This is a genomic window from Chryseobacterium formosum (assembly GCF_026460885.1).
GTDB lineage: Bacteria > Bacteroidota > Bacteroidia > Flavobacteriales > Weeksellaceae > Chryseobacterium > Chryseobacterium formosus.
The window spans coordinates 184,921-206,811 of the sequence record NZ_JAOVZW010000013.1; the positions used below are offsets into that span (position 1 = coordinate 184,921).

The window sequence follows — 21,891 nt, forward strand, 5'->3', positions numbered from 1 at the left end:
ATTTAAAATTAAATATATCCTGTTTTATATATACAATCTTTTGTAATTTAGCATCATGGAATTAAGCATTGGAGAAATGGCACTCATTGCCATTGCAATTGTAGTTTTATTTGGTCCGGATAAACTACCACAAATTGCTCGTGATCTTGGAGCAGGAGTGAGAAAAATGCGTGGAGCAGTAGACGATATCAAATCGGAAATTATGAAAGAAACAGATAATCCCGTTTCTGAAATAAAACGTGAGATTGAAAAAGTAAAAGATGCTGCCAAAGATTTCAATCCGATGAAAAATATAGAAGAGAATATTCTTAAAGAACAATCATCAACTACTCCGGAAGCACCAAAAGTAAAACCTGCAGATGATGAAACTTACGAAGGACCGGTAAGCCGATAATCATGGAGGAAATTATTCAGGAAGATAAAAATCTATTTCTTTATCTCAACAATTTAGGCGATGCTGCTTTCGATCCTTTTTGGACGATGATCTCAGAAAAATGGATTTGGATTCCGCTTTACGTTATTTTTCTATATTTTCTTTATAAAAATTTCAAATTAAAATCTCTGCTTTATGTTCTGTTGTTTGTTGCAATAGGAATTACAGTTTCAGACCAGATTTCAGGGATTTTCAAATATGGCGTTGCAAGACTAAGACCATGTCATGATCCTACAGTTAACAGTGCAATGCGTATTGTAGATTGTGGAGGATCGTTTGGTTTTTATTCTGCTCATGCTTCAAACGTATTTTTTTTAGCAAGTTACCTAACTTTTTTATTGAAAGATAAGCTTAAATGGTTTCCTTATGCTATATTTGTTTGGGCTGCAGTTGTATCTTACAGCCGTATATATTTAGGAGTACATTTCCCGATAGATATTTTGGTAGGGGCGTTTGTTGGAACTTTATTGGGAGGGCTTTTTGCTATGCTCGCAAAAAAAGTAATTAACAAACAAACTATAAATTTATGAGAAAACATCTACTCATTCTTAGCTTAGCTTTTACATCATTCGCTTTTTTGTCTGCTCAAGATAAAAAAACTGCAGAAGAATGTTTCAAAAAAGCTGATTACAAATGCGCTGAAGAGCAATATTCAAAATTGGTATTGACAGAACATAATCAGAAATATCAGTCGGAATATTATATCAGTTTAGGAACTGCACAGAAAAGATTAGGTAAAACGACTGCGGCTTTTAAATCTTACGAATCTGCTTTAAAATCAAACCCAAAATCTATTGCAGTTTACGAAAATCTTGCAACTTTACACAACCAAAAAGGAAATCGCACTAAAGCTTTAGAATACGCAAATACTGGTGTAAAACTCGAGCCTGAAAATGCTGAAATTTATCTTATTCGTTCTAAAATTTATAATAATTTAGGCAAAAAAGATTTGGCGATGGCAGATTTAAAGCAAATCTTAACTTTTGCACCAGATAATATTTTTGCAAGAACAGGTTTAGCTACTTTAAAAAAGAATAGCGGAGATTTGGAAGGTGCATTAAAAGATTACAATCAAATGCTTTCCGAAAAACCTGAATCTTTATTATACAATGGAAGAGCCGATATTTATCTGAAAATGAAAAAATCAAAAGAAGCTTTAGCAGACATTAATAAAGCGATTTCCATTGATCCTAAATTTTCTCAGTCTTACGTTACAAAAGCAACAGTTTTATTTGAATCTGCAAAAGATAAAGAAGCTTGTGCGAATTTAGATAAAGCAATTGCATTAGGTCACGAAAAAGCTTTGTTGACTGAATTTGATGAAAAATGCGCAAAAAAGTAAAAATAAGTTTTATAAAAAAAGAATCTTTAGATTCACCAATGTCATTATAATAGATGGCATTTTTATTTAAATATTCAGAAACAAATTAAATTCATGTTAAATATCGTTCTTGTAGAACCAGAAATCCCTAATAATACAGGTAATATCGGAAGACTTTGTGTAGGAACTGAAAGCAGATTACACCTTATTCATCCTTTCGGATTTGTAATTGATGATAAGAATTTGAAACGTTCAGGTTTAGATTATTGGGTCCATCTTGATGTTACAGAATATGAAAATGTAGATGAATGGATGAAAGTAATTCCAGATTTATCAAGAGTTTTTTTAATGAGTTCACATGCCGAAAAATCTTATCTGGAAACCGATTTTCAAGATGGAGATTGGTTGGTTTTTGGGAAAGAAAGTAAAGGTTTAAGTAAAGACGTTCTAGACCGTTTTGAAAATCATTTAACGATTCCGATGTCAAAATTGATCAGGAGTTTTAATATTGCCAATTCTGTGGCTTTTGTTGTGGGTGAAGCTAAAAGACAGATTGGTCTGAAAGGTTAAGACAGATAAAGATTTTTTAATTATTAAAATCTGTTAAATAAAACTTATCTCTGATGATTATGGAATGGCTTTCGTATATTTGAAAAAAATCACTAATTAAAGATTTATTTAAATTATGAAAACACTTTCCAGGCTTGTTTTATCAGTAACTTTTGTAATGACTTTAGCAATTTCTAATACTACTTTTGCTCAGGAAACTAAAAATGATCTTGCAATACACACCAATTCATTATTAGGAAATACAGTCAAAAGACATGAAGCATCTCCTGAATTAAAAGCTTCAACTTTGATTTTAATTGATAATGTTGAAAGCTCATTAAGCGACCTTAAAGAATTAAAAGGAGATCATGTGAAAAACGTAAAAATTCTTTTAGATGACTCAATAAAAAAGAAGTACAAAGAAAAAGGAATTAAAGAACTTATTTCAGTTACTACAAAATAATTAATCGTTGTGATACGGTTTTCCCTGTAAAATTTGATCAGCTCTGTAAAGCTGTTCTACGATAAAAAGCCGGATCATCTGGTGCGTAAATGTCATTTTAGATAATGACATTTTTTCGTTGGCTCTGGTGTAAATTTCATCTGAAAAACCATATGCTCCACCAATCAGGATATGAACTTTTTTCACAGAAGAATTCATCCAAAAATCTATTTTTGTTGAAAATTCTCGGCTTGTAAACTGTTTTCCTTTTTCATCAAGAAGAATCACCAGATCATTTTTATCAATTTGATTTAAAAACAATTTTGCCTCTTCTTTTTTTAGAAGATCAGGAGAAAGGTTTTTGGCATTTTTTACATCCGGAATTTCTGTAATTTCAAAATTCCAGTGTTTTGGAAGTCGGGTAAGATAATAACTGATCAAAGACGTAATTTCTTTGTCATCTGTCTTCCCAATACAAACTAAACTGATTCGCATTTCTTATATTTGCTGAGCACAAATATACTTTATGGCTATAAAAATTCCTAAGTTTATATTAAAAATTCAAGATTTTCTGGATGGTATTCATCTCCCGGTACTCGGAATATCGCTTTTGCAGATGTTTCAGATCTACTTTGCAGGTATTTTTAAAGATAAAATAGGCAGAAAAGCAGCGGCCATTTCGTGGAGTTTTACCTTGAGTCTGTTTCCGTTTTTACTGTTTTTACTTTCGGTAATTCCTTATATGCCACATTATGATAAGCTTCAGTTCTATATTTTTGAAGTTTTAATGCATAATATTTTCCCTTCCAATATTGAAGGTGATGTACGAGGTTATATTCAGGATAACATTATTCCTAATATGAAAGGTATAAGCAATCTCACGATACTTATAGCGCTGGTTTTCGCAACGAATGGTACCTTTTCTCTCATTAACGGTTTTAATGAAAATTCAAAAGAAAAACTGACGGATGTAAAAGAGTTTATTCTTTCATTTTTTATCACAATTGGTTTCGTAAGTATTATATTTTTAGCACTTTTTGGGGTGTATTATACTGAAGTTGTTTTAAAGGATTTCTCACCGGGATATAACCTTTCTTGGATTGTAAGAAATTTATCTAAAATTATCGGTTTTTTTTCCTTTCCGTTTTTCTATTTTATTTTGTTAGCATTGTTTTATTGGTTGGGAACCGTGAAAATCATCAGGTTCAGACAGGCAATTCCAGGTGCTATTTTAACGACAGTTTTGTTTGTGGTGACGACTTATTTCTTTGCTTTATATGTGAAAAATATTGCCCGTTACAACGTACTTTACGGCTCAATCGGAAGTATGATTTTATTAATGGTTTGGGTAAATGTGAATGTGTACCTTCTTCTTTTTGGAAACGAATTGAATATGGCGTTACGTAAATTAAGAATAGAAAAATTGCTTTCAGATGAAATAAAAAGAGACGCAAAAAATTATAAAGCTGAAATTTCAGAACCCAATCTTGATAGTGATGAGGAGCATATCAGAGAAAAGTAATTTTATGCACCATAAAAACATTATTATTGAGTATTTTTTTTAAATAATAAATATTCTGCAATGAATTTAAAATCCTTTTTAGAGTTTAAAGGTTACACTTTTTATGACGAAATCATTGAATTAGATATTAAAGCATCAAATACATATTTCTCAGGATTTACAAATTTATATGTTACAGATTCAATGTTGGTAGAACTTGCAAATAGTCTTATTGATTTTCCTAAAAATGAAAAAGAAGTATTCTTTGAATTTGGAGAACAGCCAACCAAAAGCTCTTATTTCTGTGTTAAATTTTATCCATATAGTTCTTTATCTCATATTGGTGTTCAGATAATTATTGAAACATCGGTACTATCTAATGATATAGATAAAAACAGAGCTCAATTTGAAATTATAGTTGAGCCAAGCGCAATCGATAATTTTAGAAGGGCTATTATGACTTTATCAAATAAAAAATACGGTGAAGCAATTTTATATGGAAGAGACAATCGAATTTAATTGTTAGACTCTGTATTTTAAATTACTTTATTTTGGACTTCGCACTTAAATTCAAAACCAAATATCCCGAAATTGCCGCAATCACGGAAGCAATCAAGATTGCAAACTTCGCTTCATCCTGAAAATTGATTTCATTTTTAAATGATAGTAAAGCGATAAAAATTGACATCGTAAACCCGATTCCTGCTAAAAGTCCGACCCCGATCATTTGATTCCATGAGGAATTTTGAGGAAGCGAACTGATTTTTAGTTTAATGGCAATTAAAGAGAATAAATTTATTCCAATTAATTTTCCTAAAACAAGTCCGCCAATAATTCCTAAACCTAAACTACTGAACAATCCATCAATCATAGTATTGTTGAACGCAATATTGGTATTCGTTAAAGCAAAAATTGGCATAATTAGAAAACTTACCGGAAAATGAAGCGAATGTTCTAATTTTTCTAAAGGAGAAATTTTTGTCTCAGATTTATTGGTTGGAACAGTAAAAGCCAATAAAACTCCAGCGATTGTCGCATGAATTCCTGAATGATGCAGAAAATACCATAAAAATAATCCAGGAATAAGATAAAAAACGAGTTTTTTTACTTTCAAAAAGTTTAGAAGAAATAAAATCGTAACAATTCCAAAAGACAGTAAAAGATACATCCAATGAATTTGTTCAGTGTAAAAAATAGCAATCACCAAAATTGCTCCCAAATCATCTACAATTGCCAAAGCTGCCAAGAAAATTTTGAGTGAAGCAGGAACTTTTTTCCCCAACATTGAAATAATTGCCAAAGAAAAAGCAATATCTGTCGCCATCGGAATTCCCCAACCATTGCTGTAATCCGTTCCGGAATTGAATGCGCTGTAGATTAATGCAGGAACCAACATTCCACCAATTGCCGCAAAGATTGGAAGTGAAGCATTTTTAAATGATGAAAGCTCACCTTCTACAAGTTCTCTTTTAATTTCCAATCCTACCAAAAGAAAGAAAATTGCCATTAAACCATCATTAATCCAAATACTGACAGGATATTTTAAATGTAAATCTTCAAAACCAATATGAAAATTTAAAAATTGCTGAAAGCTATTTCCTAACGATGAATTTGCAATTATTAAAGCAAAAGCAACACAGAAAATCAATAAAATTCCTGATGACTGACTGCTCTGAAAAAACTTTTTAAAATACTGCGACAGCTTCATTTCTCACTTTTAAATACGTCTGATTCTCGAAACTCCGTCGATGGCTTTTAATTTTTTAAATGTTTCTTCAAGCTGACCTTTATGTTTTACTTCCAAATTGATATTTCCTGTAAAAATACCGTCGTTAGATTCTATCGACATACTTTTCATATCCATTCCCATTGCGCCACTGATAACGGTTGTAATATCGTTAATCATTCCCATTCTGTCAAGCCCTTCAATTTCAATTTTAATACGGTTTTTGAAGCTTTCTTCATTCACCCATTTTGCAGGAATTACACGATAATCATATTGCGCACGAAGGTTAATCGCATTCGGACAATTGTCACTGTGAACTTTTATTCCTTCTGAAATTGTGATGAAACCAAAAATTTTATCTCCAGGAATTACCGTACAACATTTCGCATAACTGTAATTTAGTTTTTCTTCATCTTTCCCGAAAACGATCATGTCGAGATTGATTTCTTTCGGCTCTTCGTAATGCTGGTTTTTACTTGGACTTCTTTTAAACCTTGAAAGTAGATTGTTAAATACGTTTTTACTTTCAATATACTTTCTTAAACTGCTTGCATCCAGTTCATTAGTTTGGAATTTTAAAAATAATTCCTGTGAAGTTTTAAGATTAAAAAATTTCTGAAGTTTATTGATTTCTTCATCATTAAAATTTATTTTCGCATGACGAAGTTTTCTTTGTAAAATCTCTTTTCCTTCTTCTACAAAAGAATTTTTTTCTGAATTTAAATAACTCTTAATTTTTGATTTTGCCTTTGAAGTCGCTACAAAATCAAGCCAGTCAAATTTAGGTTTTTGGTTTTGAGAAGAAAGAATATCTACTTGATCTCCGTTTTGAAGAACATAGGAAATTGGAACTAATTTTCCGTTAATTTTTGCACCTAAACATTTCATTCCCAAATCTGTATGAACAGAAAATGCGAAATCTAAAGCTGTAGAATTCGTCGGAAGAATTTTAATTTCCCCTTTCGGAGTAAATACAAAAACTTCTTTTGAGTAAAGGTTTAATTTAATATTATCTAAAAGCTCAGAAGTCGAAAGATTCTGTTGTTGTTCAAGAACATCACGGATTTCTGTCACCCATTTTTCGAAATTTCTGTCGTCGTTACTCTGTTTGTAACCTTCTTTATATTTGTAATGTGCGGCAACACCTTTTTCAGCAATGTCATCCATTCTTTCGGAACGAATTTGCACTTCAATCCACTTTCTATCGGGTCCAAGAACTGTTAAATGTAAACTTTCATAGCCTGTAGAACGCGGTTGTGTAATCCAGTCACGCATTCTCGACGGGTTACTGTGATAAACATCTGTTACGATTGAATATATTTTCCAGGCAAGAAATTTTTCGTTCTTAGCATCTGATTTATAGATGATTCTGATGGCGTAATTATCAAAAACTTCCTCAAAAGAAACGCCTTGTTTCAGCATTTTTCTGTAAATCGAGGAAATTGCTTTTGCACGCCCTTTTATACTTGTATTTAAACCTTCATCCTTTAATCTTTCAGAGACCTCTTTAGTAAACTCATCAATGTAGCGGATTCTGTTGTCTTTCGCTAATTCAAGTTTTTCTGTTATTTCATTATAAACATCTGGATTGTTATACTTTAAAGATAAATCTTCAAGTTCAGATTTAATGTTGTATAATCCTAGTCGATGCGCCATTGGAGCATAAATATAGACCGTTTCAGAAGCGATTTTCTTCTGTTTATCTGGTGCCATACTGTCCAAAGTACGCATGTTGTGAAGTCGATCGGCAATTTTAATCAGAATTACCCGGAAATCCTCAGAAAGCGTCAGTAAAAGTTTTCTGTAATTCTCAGATTGTACAGAGATATTTTGGTGATTCATAATGGAAATCTTCGTCAAACTGTTGACAATTCCGGCAATTCTTTCTCCAAAAATTTTCTTTAGATCTTCATAAGTGTAATCTGAATCTTCAATTACATCATGCAAAAGCGCACAAGCGATGGAAGTTGCACCCAAACCAATTTCTTTTGCAATAATTTTTGCAACCGCAATAGGATGATAAATATAAGGTTCACCCGATTTTCTTCTCTGATCTTTGTGAGCATCAAGAGCAATATCAAAAGCCTTTCGGATGAGTTTATTATTTTCTTCATCCAAAGTTCTGTATGTATTAGAAATCAGGTCTTTATACCTTGCTAGGATTTCTTTATTTTCTTGTTCTAAGTCGTAACTCATCTGTGTAAAAGGCTTTATTTAAACGAAAATACGAAAAATATAATGATTTGTCGATTCTAAAAACTAAAAATCCGCAGAAAGAAAATCTGCGGATTCGGTTAAAAGTTTTTATTTTGTCTTAAGCTTTCACTTCAGAGTTCATTCCGTCGTGCTGAACTTTTATCCTCACATCGGGACTACTGTGAATTTCTGCTTTGCTTCTTGCATCAATCAATCTTTTTAGGTTGCTGTAGGAAGCCTGATCGATGCTCATGTTTTCGAATAGGTAAGTTTTATGTACATGGTTTTCAGAAAATATGTGCCTTAGTTTATCGGTCATATCTCTGTTTTTTATTTCTACACTCGCCAAGTATTGGGAGTTATGATGATCGTCACTAAGATATACAATGTACTCAGAATCTAAGAATCCTAAATCCTCAATTTCTTTCTCGAGTTTTTTGTAATCACTGTTTGGTCCAAATAATCCTGCTAAAATGCTTGACATAGTAATTTTGTTTTATATTGGTTATCTAAAGATAGAAATATTTTTGAAATAATTAATAAAAATTCAATAAAATTTACAATATTTTATTTTATCTATAAAAATTTATTATTATTTAAGATAATATCTATTATTTTATTTCTTCCAATTTTCATTTTCAGCTATTTTATTAACCATCTCGTAAAAATTCATTAAGCTCAAATTTCCCTTTGCGTTGTAGTCATGAATTTTTTTTGATTTTCCATTGTCGAAAAAGATTTCGGTTTCAACTGAAGATTCATTACAGCATGGAAATAAAGATTTTTCTCTTAGTTTTAAAAAATTAATTTCATTTAAATGGTTTGCTAACTTTTGAAAACCAGAATTGTTGTCTCCTGAATAATTTCCCTTCAAATTTTTATAGTTATCAGAATGGAGAATTACTAAATCTTTCGTTAATATTAATTGGTAAATTCTTACAGGAGAATAACCTTCATTTTGTGTGAAAATTATTTTGTCAACTTTGTGTTTTTTATTGTTAGCATAGTATTCAGTCAATATATTATTTTTAATCATCAAAGTATCGATATCAAATATATGATAAGAATCATCGAAGGCTTGATTATAGGAGATCAGTTTAATTAAGGGTTGGTTTTTTAATTTGATTGTTTTTGATGCAACAATTTCATAAACTTTACCTTTTCCCGGATTTAAAACTTTGTAACCATCATTATCACTTATTAGTAATGCAGAATTATAATTATGTTCGCTTATACGAGGTTTAACAATATTATTAATATCTGAAACTATTGGATAAGCAAGATTTACCAAATAGTCTTTCTTACCGTCGTTGTTAAAATCAGCTTTATAGATTGGTTTAAAATTTTCTTCATTAAGAATTTTTCTAAAAGTTTTTAGTGAATCTACAAATTCGTTACCTGTTAAAAAATCCCTCTTGAGATTCATATTTTCATAACCTTCATTTGAATGTATAATTTCTAAAATTTCATCTTCATTAAGTTCTTTTTTCTCACATGATTGCAGGAATAGTAGTACAATTAAAATGTGTATCAGTTTCATCATTAAAGTTTTAAAATAAAAAAGCCTGTCTAAAATTAAACAGGCACTAAATTATTTGAATAAAATTAAATTCTCTCATTTTTAATTTCCTCCACAATTTCAGGATTCAATAGAGTAGAAGTGTCGCCGAAATTACTAAAATCTCCTTCGGCAATTTTTCTTAAAATTCTACGCATAATCTTTCCTGAACGGGTTTTCGGAAGTCCTGAGACAAACTGAATTTTATCCAGTTTTGCGATCGGGCCAATCTGATCTGAGATCAACTGATTAATTTCCTTTACTAAATTTTCCTGCTTTCTGTCTGATCCAGAATCTTTTAAAATCACAAAACCGTACAAAGCACTTCCTTTGATGTCGTGCGGGAAACCAACAATTGCAGATTCTGCAACCGCCGGATGTTCGTTGATGCTGTCTTCAATCGGTGCAGTTCCCAAATTATGTCCGGAAACAATCACCACATCATCCACACGACCGGTAATTCTGTAATAACCGACTTCGTCTCTCAAAGCACCGTCACCAGTAAAATATTTCCCCGGAAATGCGGAAAAGTAAGTCTCCTTATATCTTTGATGGTCGCCCCAAATTGTTCTTGCAATTCCCGGCCACGGAAAACGGATGCACAAGTTTCCTGTTACCTGATTTCCTGTAATTTCGTTGCGTTTATCGTCCATTAAGACAGGTTGAATTCCAGGTAACGGAAGTGTTGCGTAAGTTGGTTTTGTCGGTGTTACGAATGGAATTGGAGAAATCATAATTCCCCCGGTTTCTGTCTGCCACCATGTGTCGACAATCGGGCATTTTTTTCTCCCCACATGATCGTTAAACCAGTGCCATGCCTCATCGTTAATAGGTTCACCAACAGATCCGATCACTCTCAATGAACTTAAATCGTGTTTGTCAACCCATTCAGCGCTCTCTTTTGCTAAAGACCGAATGGCGGTTGGTGCAGTGTAGAATTGGGTAACTTTATGCTTTTCAATTACTTCCCAGAATCTATCAGGCTCAGGATAAGTCGGAACTCCTTCGAAAATCACGGTGGTTGCACCATTCAATAAAGGCCCGTAAAGAATGTATGAATGCCCTGTAATCCAGCCAATATCTGCGGTACACCAATAGATGTCATTTTCCTGATAATTGAAAACATTTTTGAAAGTGTAAGCGGAATACACCATGTAGCCAGCGGAAGTGTGAAGCATTCCCTTTGGTTTTCCCGTAGAACCTGAAGTGTACAAAATGAACAAAGGATCTTCTGCATCCATGATGATCGTCACGAAATCTGCGGAAGCTTTTTCATACAGATCAGCCATCCAGAAATCTCTGCCTTCCTTCATGTTTACCTCGTTGTTGGTTCTTTTGACCACCAAAGTTTTTTCGATAGTCGGACATTTTTCCAACGCTTCATCGATAATTGATTTTAAATCTAAAACTTTGTTGCCTCTGTAACTTCCGTCTGAAGTAATCAGCATTTTTGCGCCGCAGTCATTTACTCTAGAAACTACCGCTGAAGCTGAAAATCCGGCGAAAATAACTGAATGTACAGCTCCGAGTTTTGCGCAGGCCAACATTGTAACTGCCAGCTCAGGAATCATCGGAAGATAGATGCAGACTCTGTCGCCCTTTTCAATACCCATGTCTTTTAGAACATTGGCTGTTTTGTTAACCCTTTCATACAGTTCGTTATAGGAAATATGCTGCGCTTCTTCTTTTGGGTCGTTGGGTTCCCAGATGATTGCTGTTTTTTCGCCACGTACGGAAAGATGTCTGTCGAGGCAGTTTTTAGTGATATTTAATTTAGCATCTTTAAACCATGTGATTTTTGCTTCATTCATATCATATTTTACCACTTTGCTCCATCTTTGGTACCAAACAAAATTTTGGTCAGCCACTTTATCCCAGAATTTTTTCGGGTTTTTGATTGATTTTTTGTACTCTTCAAAGTAGTGCGGTAAATCTTCTATCACGTAATTTCTCATACTTTTTCTTTTTAGAATTATTTATTTTTTAATGTTTAAATTATTTTCTCATGCTTTACATTTGAACACAGAGTTCACAAAGCATTTTTTACGTACACTACTATAAGTTTCACAAAGCCGTTTCACTTACATAATTATAGTGGTGTCCATTCAAATGAATTTTCAAAAATTTAATCCAATTTGAGTTCCATAATTGGTAAAAATCTGTCTATTATGGATGTTTCAATTTGTCCAAATTTTGTAAACCCGAAGCTTTCATAAAATTTCTGTGCGTTTGGGTCGGCGTCAAGAATTATTCTTGATCTTTCGCTCTGTTTTATTTTTAAAATGAAATCATTCATTAATAATTTACCATATCCTATACCGATATTTTTAGGTGAAACAAACAGATTATCTAGTCTCACACTATTATTTTCAGTTTCAAAATAAGAATAATAAGCGATGCTTGATTGATTAACAATTAATTTATACACTTGATTCTTTTGGATGTATTCTGAAGTAATGGTTAGCAAATCTGACCACTCATCCATTTGTTTATCGGAATATCCCCAGTAAGCCTTTGATGTTTTTGTAATCTCGGTTAAAATCCTGTCGTCATTGACATTTGCTTTGATAATTTCCGTCATCACACTTAAGTTTGTGAATTTCTGTATTGCAGAATCTTCTCCTTTAATTCCTCAATAATCATCTCATCATCAATCGTCGATGGAATCTGAAATTCTTTACCATCAATAATCGCTCTGATTAGTTTTCTTAAAATTTTCCCTGAACGGGTTTTTGGAAGTCTTTTTACGATCATTACAGACTTTAGAAATGCTACTGCACCTATTTTTTCTCTGACTTTCAGAATGATTTCTTTTTCAATATTTTCATCAGAAATTTCTGAGCCATTTTTTAAAACAACCGTTGCAAAAGGAACCTGTCCGCGTAATTCATCATCAATTCCGACTACTGCACATTCAGCGACATCGGGATGCGAGGAAACAATTTCTTCCATTTCCGAAGTTGAAAGTCGGTGACCGGCAACGTTGATGACATCATCCACTCTTCCTGTGATAAAAATATAGCCGTCTTCATCTTTAATAGCACCGTCTCCGGAAAAATAATAACCTTTGTACTGAGATAAATAACTTTTCTCAAAACGCTCGTAATCATTCCAGATTCCCAGCATTGCACCGGGCGGAAGCGGAAGTTTGATAACTAAATATCCTTCTTTATGCTCATCCACTTGATATCCATTTTCATCAAAAATTTTAATATCATATCCTGGAATCGGTTTTCCTGCGGAAGCTCTTTTAATTTTATAATTATCAGCAAGAGTGAGTAAGCCTAGCATCGGCGAGCCTGATTCTGTCTGCCACCAATGATCGATGGCGGGTACACGGATATACTTTTCAAACCAATCCAAAGTTGCAACATCGCATCTTTCGCCTGCCAAAAACTGTTTTTTGAAATGGCTTAAATCATATTTCTTTACTAATTCGCCATTCGGATCTTCTTTTTTAATCGCTCTGATGGCTGTAGGAGCCGTAAACATTGCGGAAACTTTGTACTCAGAAATAATTCTCCAAAAAGTTCCTGCATCGGGAGTCATAATTGGTTTTCCTTCGAAAATAATAGTGGTGTTTCTGTTGATCAAAGGTCCATAAACGCTGTAACTGTGTCCAACTGCCCAGCCAAAATCGGAAGCCGCCCAAAACGTTTCGCCTTGTTCAATTCCATAGATGTATTTCATGGAAAATTTCAAAGCAGTTGCATAGCCGCCTGTATCTCTCGTTATGCCTTTTGGTTTTCCGGTAGTTCCTGAAGTATATAAAAGATAAAGCGGATGATTCGATTCCACAGAAACACAATCTGCAGGCTCAGACTTTTCAACCAATTCTTCGTAATCGATTATGCCTTCAAACATTTCATCCTGATTGTCGATTAATCTTCTGTTAAAAACAATGATATTTTCGACTTTATCCTGTGCCAGTTCGATTGCTTTTTCAACTAAAGGTAAATAAGGAATTCTTTTGGCAATTTCTATTCCTGCTGTGGCTGTAATCAAAGCTTTCGGTTTGCAGTCATCAATTCTCACAACCAGTTCATGAGGTGCAAAACCTCCGAAAACCACATTGTGAATTACGCCGATTCTCGCACAGGCCAACATCGCAAAAAGCGTCTGAGGAATCATCGGCATATAAATGACTGCGGTATCGCCTTTTTTTAAGCCTAAAGAAACCAATCCGCCAGCTAATTTTGAAATTTCTTTTTTAGCCTGATTAAAGGTGTATTTTATTTTATGGTTGGTAACGGGAGAATCGTAGATAATCGCTGTTTCTTCTCCAAAACCATCTTCAATATGTTTGTCAATGCAGAGATAAGACATGTTGAGTTTTCCGTCTGCAAACCATTGGGTGTAATCATTTCCGTCCTTTGAAATAATTGTTTCTGGAAATTCAAACCACGAAATTTCCTGAGCCTGTTCTTTCCAGAACTGCTCTTTGTTTTCTATGCTTTGTTTAAATAGATTATCTGTGTTCATAATTTGTTGTTTTTAAAACACGAATTGCACGAATTTTTTCACGAATTGCACTAAATCATTTGCGCAATTTTATTTATGATATTCGTGTTTAATTAATCAACAGTTCCTCAATCTGAGAAATCAGTTTTTTAATAGAATATGGCTTCGTTACATACGCGTCAGCTCCCATTTCCAGACCTTTCTCAATATCTTTTGGATTGTTTTTGGCGCTGAGGAACAGAACTTTTGTACTGTTTAAATTTTCATTCTTTTTAATTTCTTCCAAAGTGCTGTAGCCGTCAAGATTCGGCATCATAATGTCGAGTAAAATCACATCTGGAACAATGGTTTTTAAAAATTCCAAAACTTCAGTTCCATCTCTGGCGATAAAAACTTCGTAACCGATTTTCCGAAAACTGTATTCCAGAGACATTAATATCTTGTGCTCGTCGTCGGCGATTAAGATCTTTTTCATTTTTGTACTTCGTTAGGGTTCAACTTCATGGTCTTTTATATTGTTTTTCGGCAGGATGATGGTAAACGTCACACCCAATCCGCTGTTTTCTGCTTTTATGGTTCCGTTGTGAGCTTCAATGATTCGTTTGGAAATCGCTAATCCAAGGCCGCTTCCGGTAGGTTTGATAATGTTTTGATTTTTAGACTGATAAAATTTATCGAAAATCATTTCCAGATCTTCTTCGGGAATATTTTTCCCCGTATTGAAAATTTTAATGATCAAATTATCATCTTTTTCTGAAAGTTTCGTCTGTATAATTCCCTGTTCATCGGTGAATTTCAAAGCGTTTCCTAAAATATTCTGAAACAACTGGATAAATCTCGCTTCATCATATTCAAATTGATAACGCTTTAATAAATCAAGTTCGCTGACATGAATAAATTTCTGCTGAATCAAATGCAGGATAGGATTTAAGGCTTTTTTATAGGTTTCGATAATATTATTTTCCTGAATATTTAAGGCAATTTCTCCGTGTTGTAGTTTATCTAAGTAGAGAATATCATTAATGATTTCGCTCAAACGGTCAGACTCTGTGATGATATTGTTTAAAAATTCTTTTTTAATATCTAAAGGAATATCGTCGTCATCGGCTAAAATTTCTCCTGCTGAACGTATTGCTGTAATTGGAGTTCTCAGTTCATGCGCTACAGAATCCAGAAAATCATCCTTCTGACGGTCTTTCACGATGAGATTTTCATTGGCTGCACTGAGGTCGTTGGAAAGCTGTTTCAGCTCTTCAGATTTCTCGGTCAGTTTTTTATTTAGCGTGATATTTTCTTTTGATTCCTCCAAAATATTTAAAACTTCTTTCAATGAAATTTTATCTTCCTTAGTCACGCCTTCAATCAGGATTTTTGCGGAAGCCGTCCCGATTCTTCCCGCCAAAAGGTTTTCAGAAAATTTAATAAATCTTGAATCGGCTGTTTCGGTTTGTGAATCGATATTGTATTTAATATTGAAAATCCGCATTGCCTGTTCTGTTTTCTTTTTGCCTAAAAAACGCTCGAGAATATTTTGAATATCAGAAACATAGGCTGTTCCACGCCAAATAAATGCGTTTTCATGATTTTGAATGTATTTATCAATGTCAACATATAGTTCCGCAAAATTTCTCTCACGGTAATTTCCTTTCATGCTTACGGAAAGTATCGTAAATAGGGCAGTGTTAACCAAAATCGACCAAAAGAAAATTTCAGGAATTCGGGTTAAAAACGAAATGTCAAAAAACTGAAAAGCATTATACAAATCTCTTAAAACTCCTTTCAATTCAGAATTGTAAGAAAAATAATACTGTGGAATAATCAATCCGAAGTAACAGATAATTAATCCAGCTAAAAGTCCGGCCACTGCGCCCTGATAACTGCCTCTTCGCCAGAATATTGCTCCAAAAAATGCAGGTGCCAACTGAGCAATAATGACAAATGAAATCAGTCCGACAGAATCTAAAGAAGTTTTTAAAATGAAATATTTATAAAAGGCAAAAGCAACTATAATCAACCCGAAAATCGAGAATTTACGGATATTGGTAATGTTCCGCGTGTTTTGAACTTCATTTTCAGCTTTAAATTTTCCAAGTAAACCATAAGGAATAATCAGATTGTTTGAAAGCATAATAGACAGAGTAATCGCCGAAATAATAATCATTGAAATACATGAGCTCAAGCCTCCCAAAAACACCAGAACAGTAATCAAAGTATTGTCAAAATGTTGCGGAATCAAAATAGAATAGAACTCTGGATTCACGTTTTGTCCGTTAAAAATCAATCGTCCGCCCCAGGCAATCGGGAAAATGAAAATCGTAAATATCAAAAGATATAAAGGGAAAAACCAGATTGCTGTTTTGATGTGCTTTTCCTGTCTGTTTTCAACGATTGCAGTGTGAAACTGTCTCGGTAAAATACAGATGGCTGTTCCGGAAATCATGCAGAGAACCATCCAGTTCATCGCGCCTTCAATCCCGTTAAATGTATTTTTTGCTTTAAAATCAGGGAATTTACTCGCCTTTTGATAGAGGTCTGAAAATCCGTCAAACGCATAATAGATAACGAATAATCCTAAAATGATTATAAAGAATAGTTTCAGGAAACTTTCCAAGGCGATAGCAGAAATAATTCCTAAACGCTTTTCGGAGGCATCAACATATTTTGTTCCGTAATAGGATGAAAAGACAGCAATTAGAATGACTACAAAAGTTCCGCTGTCAGTTAAAATATTTTGAGAAAATTTAGTTTCTGTAACCAAATGAAAAGTCTCGGAAATTGCTTTGATTTGTAATCCGATGTATGGAATAATAGCAAACAGACAAACCAGAGTGATGATTGCACTGAAACTCCGGCTGTTACCATATCTTAATGAAATGAAATCTGCCAAACTGCTGATTTTATTGACTCTCGAAATGCGGACAATCCGGGTATTAATGTAAATCCAGGCCGGAATCACCATGATCGGGCCAATGTAAATCGGTAAATAATTGAGTCCGCTTGTCGCTGCTACACCGATACTTCCATAATACGTCCATGCGGTGCAGTACACAGCAAGAGACAATGCATAGATGTAAGGATTATTGATCCACATCTTACTCTTTTTCTTCTCTGCCAAATGGGCAACCAAGAACAAAAGTGCGAGGTAAATAAGGACAACGATAAATAATGCGAAACTACTCATCATATTTTTTTACGATTACAAAAGAAATAATGATGGAAATCATCCAGACTGCAAAGAAATAAACAAGAATCATCGGGTACCCAAAAACCTCCCTTTCACTGTTAAACAACAATGAAATAGGAATGCTGAACGCAATCAAAAGACCTACGCTCAGAATAATCAGTTTTTGCTCGTGACGCTTTTTCATAAGTGATTATTGATGAATGGTAGTTGATTGATTCGAATGTTTAAAGTTTTTTTATATTCAATTTTAATGAAAATTTAAAATAATTCCGCTTTTCTCCAGCCCTAAAATAGAGGAAAACTTCTATTTAGAATTGACTAAAATAACTACCATGTCATCCTGAGCTTGTCGAAGGATGGGTCGGGGGGATATAATTTCCGGTCAACTTTTTTTATTAAAAACGATAATTGATGAACAGACCGAAATCATTCATCAATTATCATCTATCATTTATAAATTATTTCTCGTCAGAATATTCTCCAGTCAAAGAATAATATCCAAAGATGGCCAATCCGCCTGTGACAATCGGAACCAATACAAAAAGTATAATGATGCCGAACACAAGGTCTTCCTGTTTTCCTGATGTGATTTTAGGGATGCCCATCACCGTTATTCCAAAATAGGCAACGATCAGGGCGGCTAAAATCCATACAATGCCTAATATTTTTTTTAATCCGTTCATTTTAGTAGATTTAAAATTAATAAATTTTTGAGTGATTATCCCTATTAATCGTGGATATTGTTGTTCTTATTTTTTAGATAAATCAATCCGATGACTAAACAGACTGCGGCAACTCCGATCGGATACCAAAGTCCCTCAAGATACCACGTCGCATGTCCTGCATCTTTTCCTGAAGTTACGAGATAAGTGGCTACTGCGGGAAGCAATCCTCCAAAAACCCCATTACCAATATGATACGGCAACGACATCGATGTATAACGGATTCTCACCGGGAACATTTCAACTAAAAATGCTGCAATCGGACCGTAAACCATCGTCACAAAAATCACCTGAATAAATACGAGGAAGACCAAATACCATCTCGTGTTGTCATTCAATGTAATCGATGTTGAAACTTTTGGCTCTTCCGCTTTTCCGTCTTTCATTACAGGACCGGCGGCTGACCAGTGAACGATACTGTCTTTTTTAATTAAAGTTCCATCTGTGTAAGTTGTTTCTTTATGGAATGTAACTAAACTGTCTGTTGCAATCGTTTTGTGAATGGCTGCAACTCTCGTTTCTTTAATACCTTCACTTGCTACAGTTTTCGCTTCTATATTCACGCTTTTGTACATCGCGTCGTAAATGGGTCTGTAAGCTAAGATTGCGACTAGCATTCCGGTCATCATAATTGCTTTTCGGCCAATTTTGTCTGAAAGCCAACCGAAAAATACGAAGAACGGTGTTCCCATCAATAAAGCTGTTGCCATCAGATAATCAACCTGCATCGAATTAATGTTCATTACTTTTTGAAGGAAGCTCATCGCATAAAACTGTCCGGTGTACCAGATTACTCCTTGTCCCATCGCAGCTCCGAATAAAGCCAACAAGACAAATTTGAAATTGAATTTATTTCCAAAGCTTTCTTTTAAAGGATTTTTTGAAGTTTTCCCTTCACTTTTAGCCTTTGCAAAAAGCGGTGATTCCTTCATGTTTTTTCTGATGAAATACGAAACTCCAACCATCAAAATTGAAATCCAGAATGGAACTCTCCATCCCCATGAGTCAAAGTCTTCTGCTGAAAGTGTATTTTTAGTAATTAAAATAACGATCAGTGAAATGAAAAGTCCTGCTGTAGCGGTAGTCTGAATCCATGAAGTCCAGTAACCTCTTCTGTGTGGCTGTGAATATTCTGCAACATAAGTTGCTGCGCCACCGTATTCCCCACCTAAAGCCAGTCCCTGTAAAAGTCTTAAGATTAAAACTAAAACCGGCGCCATAAATCCGATCGTTTCATATCCCGGAATACATCCGATCAGGAAGGTCGAAAATCCCATGATCAATAAAGTAACCAGGAAAGTATATTTTCTTCCGATAATGTCTCCCAGTCTTCCGAAAAACAGGGCTCCGAAAGGTCTCACTACAAATCCGGCCGCAAAAGTGGCCAGCGTAGATAAAAATGCTGCAGTAGGATTGTCTGCCGGGAAGAATTTGGTCGCCAAAACGACTGCCAGACTTCCGAAAATATAGAAATCATACCATTCTATCAAGGTTCCGAGGGACGATGCGGTGATCACGCTCCAAATGGTGCGGTTCTTCTGCTTATCTGTCATATTCTCGTAAACATCGTGGTGTTGTTCGCTCATATCAATAGATTTTTTTTGTTAATAATTAAATTAAATGGAATTGGTTTTTATAAATAAATCTGAAGCTGTACAATAAATTCTCCTTTAGATTTAGGGTTTTCTGTCGGACTTGTGTAAACGGGTCTTGTAGAATATTGTGTCGTGATTTTTGCGTGATGACCGTCGAGAAACCAGTTGGCTCCCACATCAAACTGCGATGATGGCTTGTCAAAAGCTTCAAAATCTTTATATGTATAAGCAGCAAATGGCTGAATTCTGATTTTTGGTTTTTCTGCCTGACTCGGCAATAACAAACCTGCCTGAGCATAGACCACATTTCCGGTTCCGATCATTGGTTGTAGATTTCCTGGACCAGCTAAAGCTCTTTGTCCGACAAAATTCGGGTCGTTGGCTGCGATGTTCATTGTACCTAAATTTCTTACGTAATTCGGTCCGAAATTATAATTGAAATATCCTGCATAAGCCGAAACTGCCATTTTATTTTTAGCTTCCCCCAATGGAATATCGGCAAAGGCATCTACAGAGAGTAGAGTAATGTCATGTTTTTCGATATTTGAGTTAACCGAAGTTCTTGTTCCTTCTGCCTGATGATAAAAACCTGCACCGACGTTGAAAACTTTTTTGGTTCCCAGGTAAGAACCGACTTTAAAAGGAAGAAGATTGGATTCTGTATCTAAAAATTGATATTCAAAATATCCAGCTTTAGACCAGTTTGGGTTTCCGTTGTTATCAACCGCGATTTCATTTCCGGGAATTAAAGTGTTTGCAGGAGCAAGATCTGTTGCAAATGGTTTGTTTAAACTCATTCTGTACTCAAATTGTCCGTATTTACCTTTGGCAAAAACGCCCATTTGTCTTGCAAACTGATCAGAATTATCAATCAAAGGCCAACTGAAAATTGGAGAATCTAATGTTAGAAAATTTAAGGTCGAAGCCATCGTCATACGGGAAAGTCCCATATAATAATGAAGTCCGCCTCCCAATGTTAAACTGAATTTTCCTGCTTCACCCGGCATAATGACAGCATATTCATTCCAAGCGTCGTGAAAGAAAAGTTGAGGTTTTTTACCATTTCCGTAGCCACCAGTTCCTGTAGTTCCGGTTGCGCCTCCGTTAATGAAAGTCTGATTATTGATTCCAAAGTGTGTAAGAATCATGTAACGCTTAGTAATTTGAGCATAGGCTAGAATACGCGCTCGTCGGTTTCCTAAGTTCCAGGTATTGTCAGTCGGTTCGTCTCCAACCATACTCCCGGGGTTCATTTCGGTGTTCCTGATCCAGAACTGATCCCAGAGAATAAATCTGACATATTTATCTCCTTCAGTATTGATGTTGATTTTTAAACCATTTCCATAATCAGGGGAACCTTGACCGTATACAGAACTGCTCATTAAAGCTAATCCAATAAAACTTAATATTTTCTTCATAAATTATTAATTTTTTGGCTGTTATTTTGTGAAAGCCAAATTGGAATTAATAATTTAGTTGTGAAAATTTAATATATATTTATGCTTTGTGTATAGTTATGAATTATAAATGATGGATTATGAGTTCGAAAGTTCTTTTTTTTATTTTAAATTAAACTATTGATAATAATTGAGTTAAATTTTATAAAAAACTCATAACTTATAATTTATAACTCGTCATTCAGAAAATTATTTCTTAAAACGTTCCCATTTGATTAACATATATTTATCTGCAAATTGGGTAATAATTAAACCGGAATCTTTAATGTTTTCTTCTTTGGCAATATATTCAATCAGCTCATTTTGTTTTAAAATTTTATAAACCGGATGAAAGCCAGAATGAGGGGGTCTTGTGATATTATATTTCTTGATCCATGAACTGATTGTTACATGAGAAACACCTATAATTCGCTCTATTTCACGGAAGCTCAATCCTTCAAGATATAGTTGCAAAGCTTTTGTTACGTAATAATCATCAATCTGTTTTCCGAGTTTTTTTACGGTGAAATAATAGTTGCAGTCTTTGCAAAGGAAACGTTGCTTTTCGTTTACAATTCCGCTTTTTACCACCTTAGAACCGTTGCATTTAGGGCATTGATTTTCCATAACTATATCTTTTTAGCAAATATATAATAATTTAGCAAAATGTTAATTTAGTATAAAGATAAAATTACCTGTATATTAAATTAATTCAATAAAATTATCTTTTTAATTTGGTTTTTAAAGTTATTATACTTTAAATTTGC

22 protein-coding genes are annotated in these 21,891 nt (G+C 34.1%); 7 read left to right on the forward strand and 15 right to left on the reverse strand.

Annotated features, from left to right (window positions below; all coding sequences use genetic code 11):
- Nucleotides 1–55 precede the first annotated feature (55 nt).
- The 5 genes from OF897_RS11360 to OF897_RS11380 all read left to right on the forward strand — a co-directional run bounded on the left by OF897_RS11360 (nucleotide 56) and on the right by OF897_RS11380 (nucleotide 2,766).
- The gene (locus OF897_RS11360) at nucleotides 56–394 is read left to right on the forward strand and encodes a Sec-independent protein translocase subunit TatA/TatB (RefSeq protein ID WP_267265801.1); all 339 of its coding nucleotides are present in this window, start codon (nucleotides 56–58) and stop codon (nucleotides 392–394) included.
- A gap of 2 nt (nucleotides 395–396) precedes the next feature.
- A complete protein-coding gene (locus OF897_RS11365; protein ID WP_267265802.1) occupies nucleotides 397–963 on the forward strand; it encodes a phosphatase PAP2 family protein in 567 nt (188 codons plus the stop codon).
- Nucleotides 960–1,775, forward strand: coding sequence for a tetratricopeptide repeat protein (locus OF897_RS11370; protein WP_267265803.1), 816 nt, complete (start codon nucleotides 960–962; stop codon nucleotides 1,773–1,775). The genes OF897_RS11365 and OF897_RS11370 overlap by 4 nt, the downstream gene beginning before the upstream one ends.
- A 93-nt stretch (nucleotides 1,776–1,868) precedes the next feature.
- A complete protein-coding gene (locus OF897_RS11375; RefSeq protein ID WP_267265804.1) occupies nucleotides 1,869–2,324 on the forward strand; it encodes a tRNA (cytidine(34)-2'-O)-methyltransferase in 456 nt (151 codons plus the stop codon).
- A 115-nt stretch (nucleotides 2,325–2,439) separates the two neighbouring features.
- A complete protein-coding gene (locus OF897_RS11380; protein ID WP_267265805.1) occupies nucleotides 2,440–2,766 on the forward strand; it encodes a hypothetical protein in 327 nt (108 codons plus the stop codon).
- On the opposite strand, the gene OF897_RS11385 is transcribed toward OF897_RS11380, so the two are convergent.
- Complete coding sequence (locus OF897_RS11385; protein WP_267265806.1) at nucleotides 2,767–3,240, reverse strand: 23S rRNA (pseudouridine(1915)-N(3))-methyltransferase RlmH; 474 nt, start codon at nucleotides 3,238–3,240, stop codon at nucleotides 2,767–2,769.
- Nucleotides 3,241–3,271: 31 nt separating this feature from the next.
- On the opposite strand from OF897_RS11385, the gene OF897_RS11390 reads away from it, so the two are divergent.
- Together OF897_RS11390 and OF897_RS11395 are read left to right on the forward strand one after the other, a co-directional pair.
- Nucleotides 3,272–4,267 (forward strand): YihY/virulence factor BrkB family protein, encoded by a 996-nt coding sequence (locus OF897_RS11390; protein ID WP_267265807.1) that lies wholly within the window; start codon nucleotides 3,272–3,274, stop codon nucleotides 4,265–4,267.
- Nucleotides 4,268–4,327: 60 nt separating this feature from the next.
- Entirely contained in the window at nucleotides 4,328–4,765 is a 438-nt protein-coding gene (locus OF897_RS11395; protein ID WP_267265808.1) for a hypothetical protein, read from the forward strand.
- Nucleotides 4,766–4,787: 22 nt separating this feature from the next.
- On the opposite strand, the gene nhaA is transcribed toward OF897_RS11395, so the two are convergent.
- The 14 genes from nhaA to OF897_RS11465 form a co-directional block, all read right to left on the reverse strand.
- Nucleotides 4,788–5,954: a Na+/H+ antiporter NhaA gene (gene nhaA / locus OF897_RS11400; RefSeq protein ID WP_267265809.1), complete on the reverse strand. Its 1,167-nt coding sequence runs from the start codon at nucleotides 5,952–5,954 to the stop codon at nucleotides 4,788–4,790.
- 9 nt (nucleotides 5,955–5,963) lie between these two features.
- A complete protein-coding gene (locus OF897_RS11405; protein ID WP_267265810.1) occupies nucleotides 5,964–8,168 on the reverse strand; it encodes a RelA/SpoT family protein in 2,205 nt (734 codons plus the stop codon).
- Between the two features lie 118 nt (nucleotides 8,169–8,286).
- Nucleotides 8,287–8,652, reverse strand: a complete 366-nt coding sequence (locus tag OF897_RS11410; RefSeq protein WP_267265811.1) for a hypothetical protein — start codon at nucleotides 8,650–8,652, stop codon at nucleotides 8,287–8,289.
- 132 nt (nucleotides 8,653–8,784) lie between these two features.
- On the reverse strand, nucleotides 8,785–9,708 hold the full coding sequence (locus tag OF897_RS11415; RefSeq protein ID WP_267265812.1) for a hypothetical protein: 924 nt from the start codon (nucleotides 9,706–9,708) through the stop codon (nucleotides 8,785–8,787).
- A gap of 65 nt (nucleotides 9,709–9,773) precedes the next feature.
- Complete coding sequence (acs, locus tag OF897_RS11420) at nucleotides 9,774–11,681, reverse strand: acetate--CoA ligase (RefSeq protein WP_267265813.1); 1,908 nt, start codon at nucleotides 11,679–11,681, stop codon at nucleotides 9,774–9,776.
- A gap of 170 nt (nucleotides 11,682–11,851) precedes the next feature.
- Nucleotides 11,852–12,307, reverse strand: a complete 456-nt coding sequence (locus OF897_RS11425; protein ID WP_267265814.1) for a GNAT family N-acetyltransferase — start codon at nucleotides 12,305–12,307, stop codon at nucleotides 11,852–11,854.
- Nucleotides 12,308–12,312: 5 nt separating this feature from the next.
- Nucleotides 12,313–14,208 carry an AMP-binding protein gene (locus OF897_RS11430; protein ID WP_267265815.1) on the reverse strand — a complete coding sequence of 632 codons (1,896 nt, stop codon included), beginning with the start codon at nucleotides 14,206–14,208 and terminating at the stop codon, nucleotides 12,313–12,315.
- Between the two features lie 88 nt (nucleotides 14,209–14,296).
- Nucleotides 14,297–14,662, reverse strand: a complete 366-nt coding sequence (locus OF897_RS11435; RefSeq protein ID WP_267265816.1) for a response regulator transcription factor — start codon at nucleotides 14,660–14,662, stop codon at nucleotides 14,297–14,299.
- 12 nt (nucleotides 14,663–14,674) lie between these two features.
- On the reverse strand, nucleotides 14,675–17,368 hold the full coding sequence (locus OF897_RS11440) for an ATP-binding protein (protein ID WP_267265993.1): 2,694 nt from the start codon (nucleotides 17,366–17,368) through the stop codon (nucleotides 14,675–14,677).
- Entirely contained in the window at nucleotides 17,361–17,555 is a 195-nt protein-coding gene (locus OF897_RS11445) for a hypothetical protein (protein WP_047442934.1), read from the reverse strand. The genes OF897_RS11440 and OF897_RS11445 overlap by 8 nt, the downstream gene beginning before the upstream one ends.
- Before the next feature lie 274 nt (nucleotides 17,556–17,829).
- Nucleotides 17,830–18,054 carry a DUF6814 family protein gene (locus OF897_RS11450; protein ID WP_056080148.1) on the reverse strand — a complete coding sequence of 75 codons (225 nt, stop codon included), beginning with the start codon at nucleotides 18,052–18,054 and terminating at the stop codon, nucleotides 17,830–17,832.
- A gap of 44 nt (nucleotides 18,055–18,098) precedes the next feature.
- Nucleotides 18,099–19,679 carry an MFS transporter gene (locus tag OF897_RS11455; RefSeq protein WP_267265817.1) on the reverse strand — a complete coding sequence of 527 codons (1,581 nt, stop codon included), beginning with the start codon at nucleotides 19,677–19,679 and terminating at the stop codon, nucleotides 18,099–18,101.
- Nucleotides 19,680–19,726: 47 nt separating this feature from the next.
- Nucleotides 19,727–21,106, reverse strand: coding sequence for a porin (locus tag OF897_RS11460; RefSeq protein ID WP_267265818.1), 1,380 nt, complete (start codon nucleotides 21,104–21,106; stop codon nucleotides 19,727–19,729).
- A 228-nt stretch (nucleotides 21,107–21,334) separates the two neighbouring features.
- Nucleotides 21,335–21,751, reverse strand: a complete 417-nt coding sequence (locus tag OF897_RS11465; RefSeq protein ID WP_267265819.1) for an IS1/IS1595 family N-terminal zinc-binding domain-containing protein — start codon at nucleotides 21,749–21,751, stop codon at nucleotides 21,335–21,337.
- Nucleotides 21,752–21,891 lie beyond the last annotated feature (140 nt).

What these genes read in the sequence shown, in the direction of transcription:
- OF897_RS11360 (WP_267265801.1), top strand. Translation starts at nt 56, where the DNA reads ATGGAATTAAGCATTGGAGAAATGGCACTCATTGCCATTGCAATTGTA.
- OF897_RS11365 (WP_267265802.1), top strand. Translation starts at nt 397, where the DNA reads ATGGAGGAAATTATTCAGGAAGATAAAAATCTATTTCTTTATCTCAAC.
- OF897_RS11370 (WP_267265803.1), top strand. Translation starts at nt 960, where the DNA reads ATGAGAAAACATCTACTCATTCTTAGCTTAGCTTTTACATCATTCGCT.
- OF897_RS11375 (WP_267265804.1), top strand. Translation starts at nt 1,869, where the DNA reads ATGTTAAATATCGTTCTTGTAGAACCAGAAATCCCTAATAATACAGGT.
- OF897_RS11380 (WP_267265805.1), top strand. Translation starts at nt 2,440, where the DNA reads ATGAAAACACTTTCCAGGCTTGTTTTATCAGTAACTTTTGTAATGACT.
- OF897_RS11385 (WP_267265806.1), bottom strand. Translation starts at nt 3,240, where the DNA reads ATGCGAATCAGTTTAGTTTGTATTGGGAAGACAGATGACAAAGAAATT.
- OF897_RS11390 (WP_267265807.1), top strand. Translation starts at nt 3,272, where the DNA reads ATGGCTATAAAAATTCCTAAGTTTATATTAAAAATTCAAGATTTTCTG.
- OF897_RS11395 (WP_267265808.1), top strand. Translation starts at nt 4,328, where the DNA reads ATGAATTTAAAATCCTTTTTAGAGTTTAAAGGTTACACTTTTTATGAC.
- nhaA (WP_267265809.1), bottom strand. Translation starts at nt 5,954, where the DNA reads ATGAAGCTGTCGCAGTATTTTAAAAAGTTTTTTCAGAGCAGTCAGTCA.
- OF897_RS11405 (WP_267265810.1), bottom strand. Translation starts at nt 8,168, where the DNA reads ATGAGTTACGACTTAGAACAAGAAAATAAAGAAATCCTAGCAAGGTAT.
- OF897_RS11410 (WP_267265811.1), bottom strand. Translation starts at nt 8,652, where the DNA reads ATGTCAAGCATTTTAGCAGGATTATTTGGACCAAACAGTGATTACAAA.
- OF897_RS11415 (WP_267265812.1), bottom strand. Translation starts at nt 9,708, where the DNA reads ATGAAACTGATACACATTTTAATTGTACTACTATTCCTGCAATCATGT.
- acs (WP_267265813.1), bottom strand. Translation starts at nt 11,681, where the DNA reads ATGAGAAATTACGTGATAGAAGATTTACCGCACTACTTTGAAGAGTAC.
- OF897_RS11425 (WP_267265814.1), bottom strand. Translation starts at nt 12,307, where the DNA reads ATGACGGAAATTATCAAAGCAAATGTCAATGACGACAGGATTTTAACC.
- OF897_RS11430 (WP_267265815.1), bottom strand. Translation starts at nt 14,208, where the DNA reads ATGAACACAGATAATCTATTTAAACAAAGCATAGAAAACAAAGAGCAG.
- OF897_RS11435 (WP_267265816.1), bottom strand. Translation starts at nt 14,662, where the DNA reads ATGAAAAAGATCTTAATCGCCGACGACGAGCACAAGATATTAATGTCT.
- OF897_RS11440 (WP_267265993.1), bottom strand. Translation starts at nt 17,368, where the DNA reads ATGAGTAGTTTCGCATTATTTATCGTTGTCCTTATTTACCTCGCACTT.
- OF897_RS11445 (WP_047442934.1), bottom strand. Translation starts at nt 17,555, where the DNA reads ATGAAAAAGCGTCACGAGCAAAAACTGATTATTCTGAGCGTAGGTCTT.
- OF897_RS11450 (WP_056080148.1), bottom strand. Translation starts at nt 18,054, where the DNA reads ATGAACGGATTAAAAAAAATATTAGGCATTGTATGGATTTTAGCCGCC.
- OF897_RS11455 (WP_267265817.1), bottom strand. Translation starts at nt 19,679, where the DNA reads ATGAGCGAACAACACCACGATGTTTACGAGAATATGACAGATAAGCAG.
- OF897_RS11460 (WP_267265818.1), bottom strand. Translation starts at nt 21,106, where the DNA reads ATGAAGAAAATATTAAGTTTTATTGGATTAGCTTTAATGAGCAGTTCT.
- OF897_RS11465 (WP_267265819.1), bottom strand. Translation starts at nt 21,751, where the DNA reads ATGGAAAATCAATGCCCTAAATGCAACGGTTCTAAGGTGGTAAAAAGC.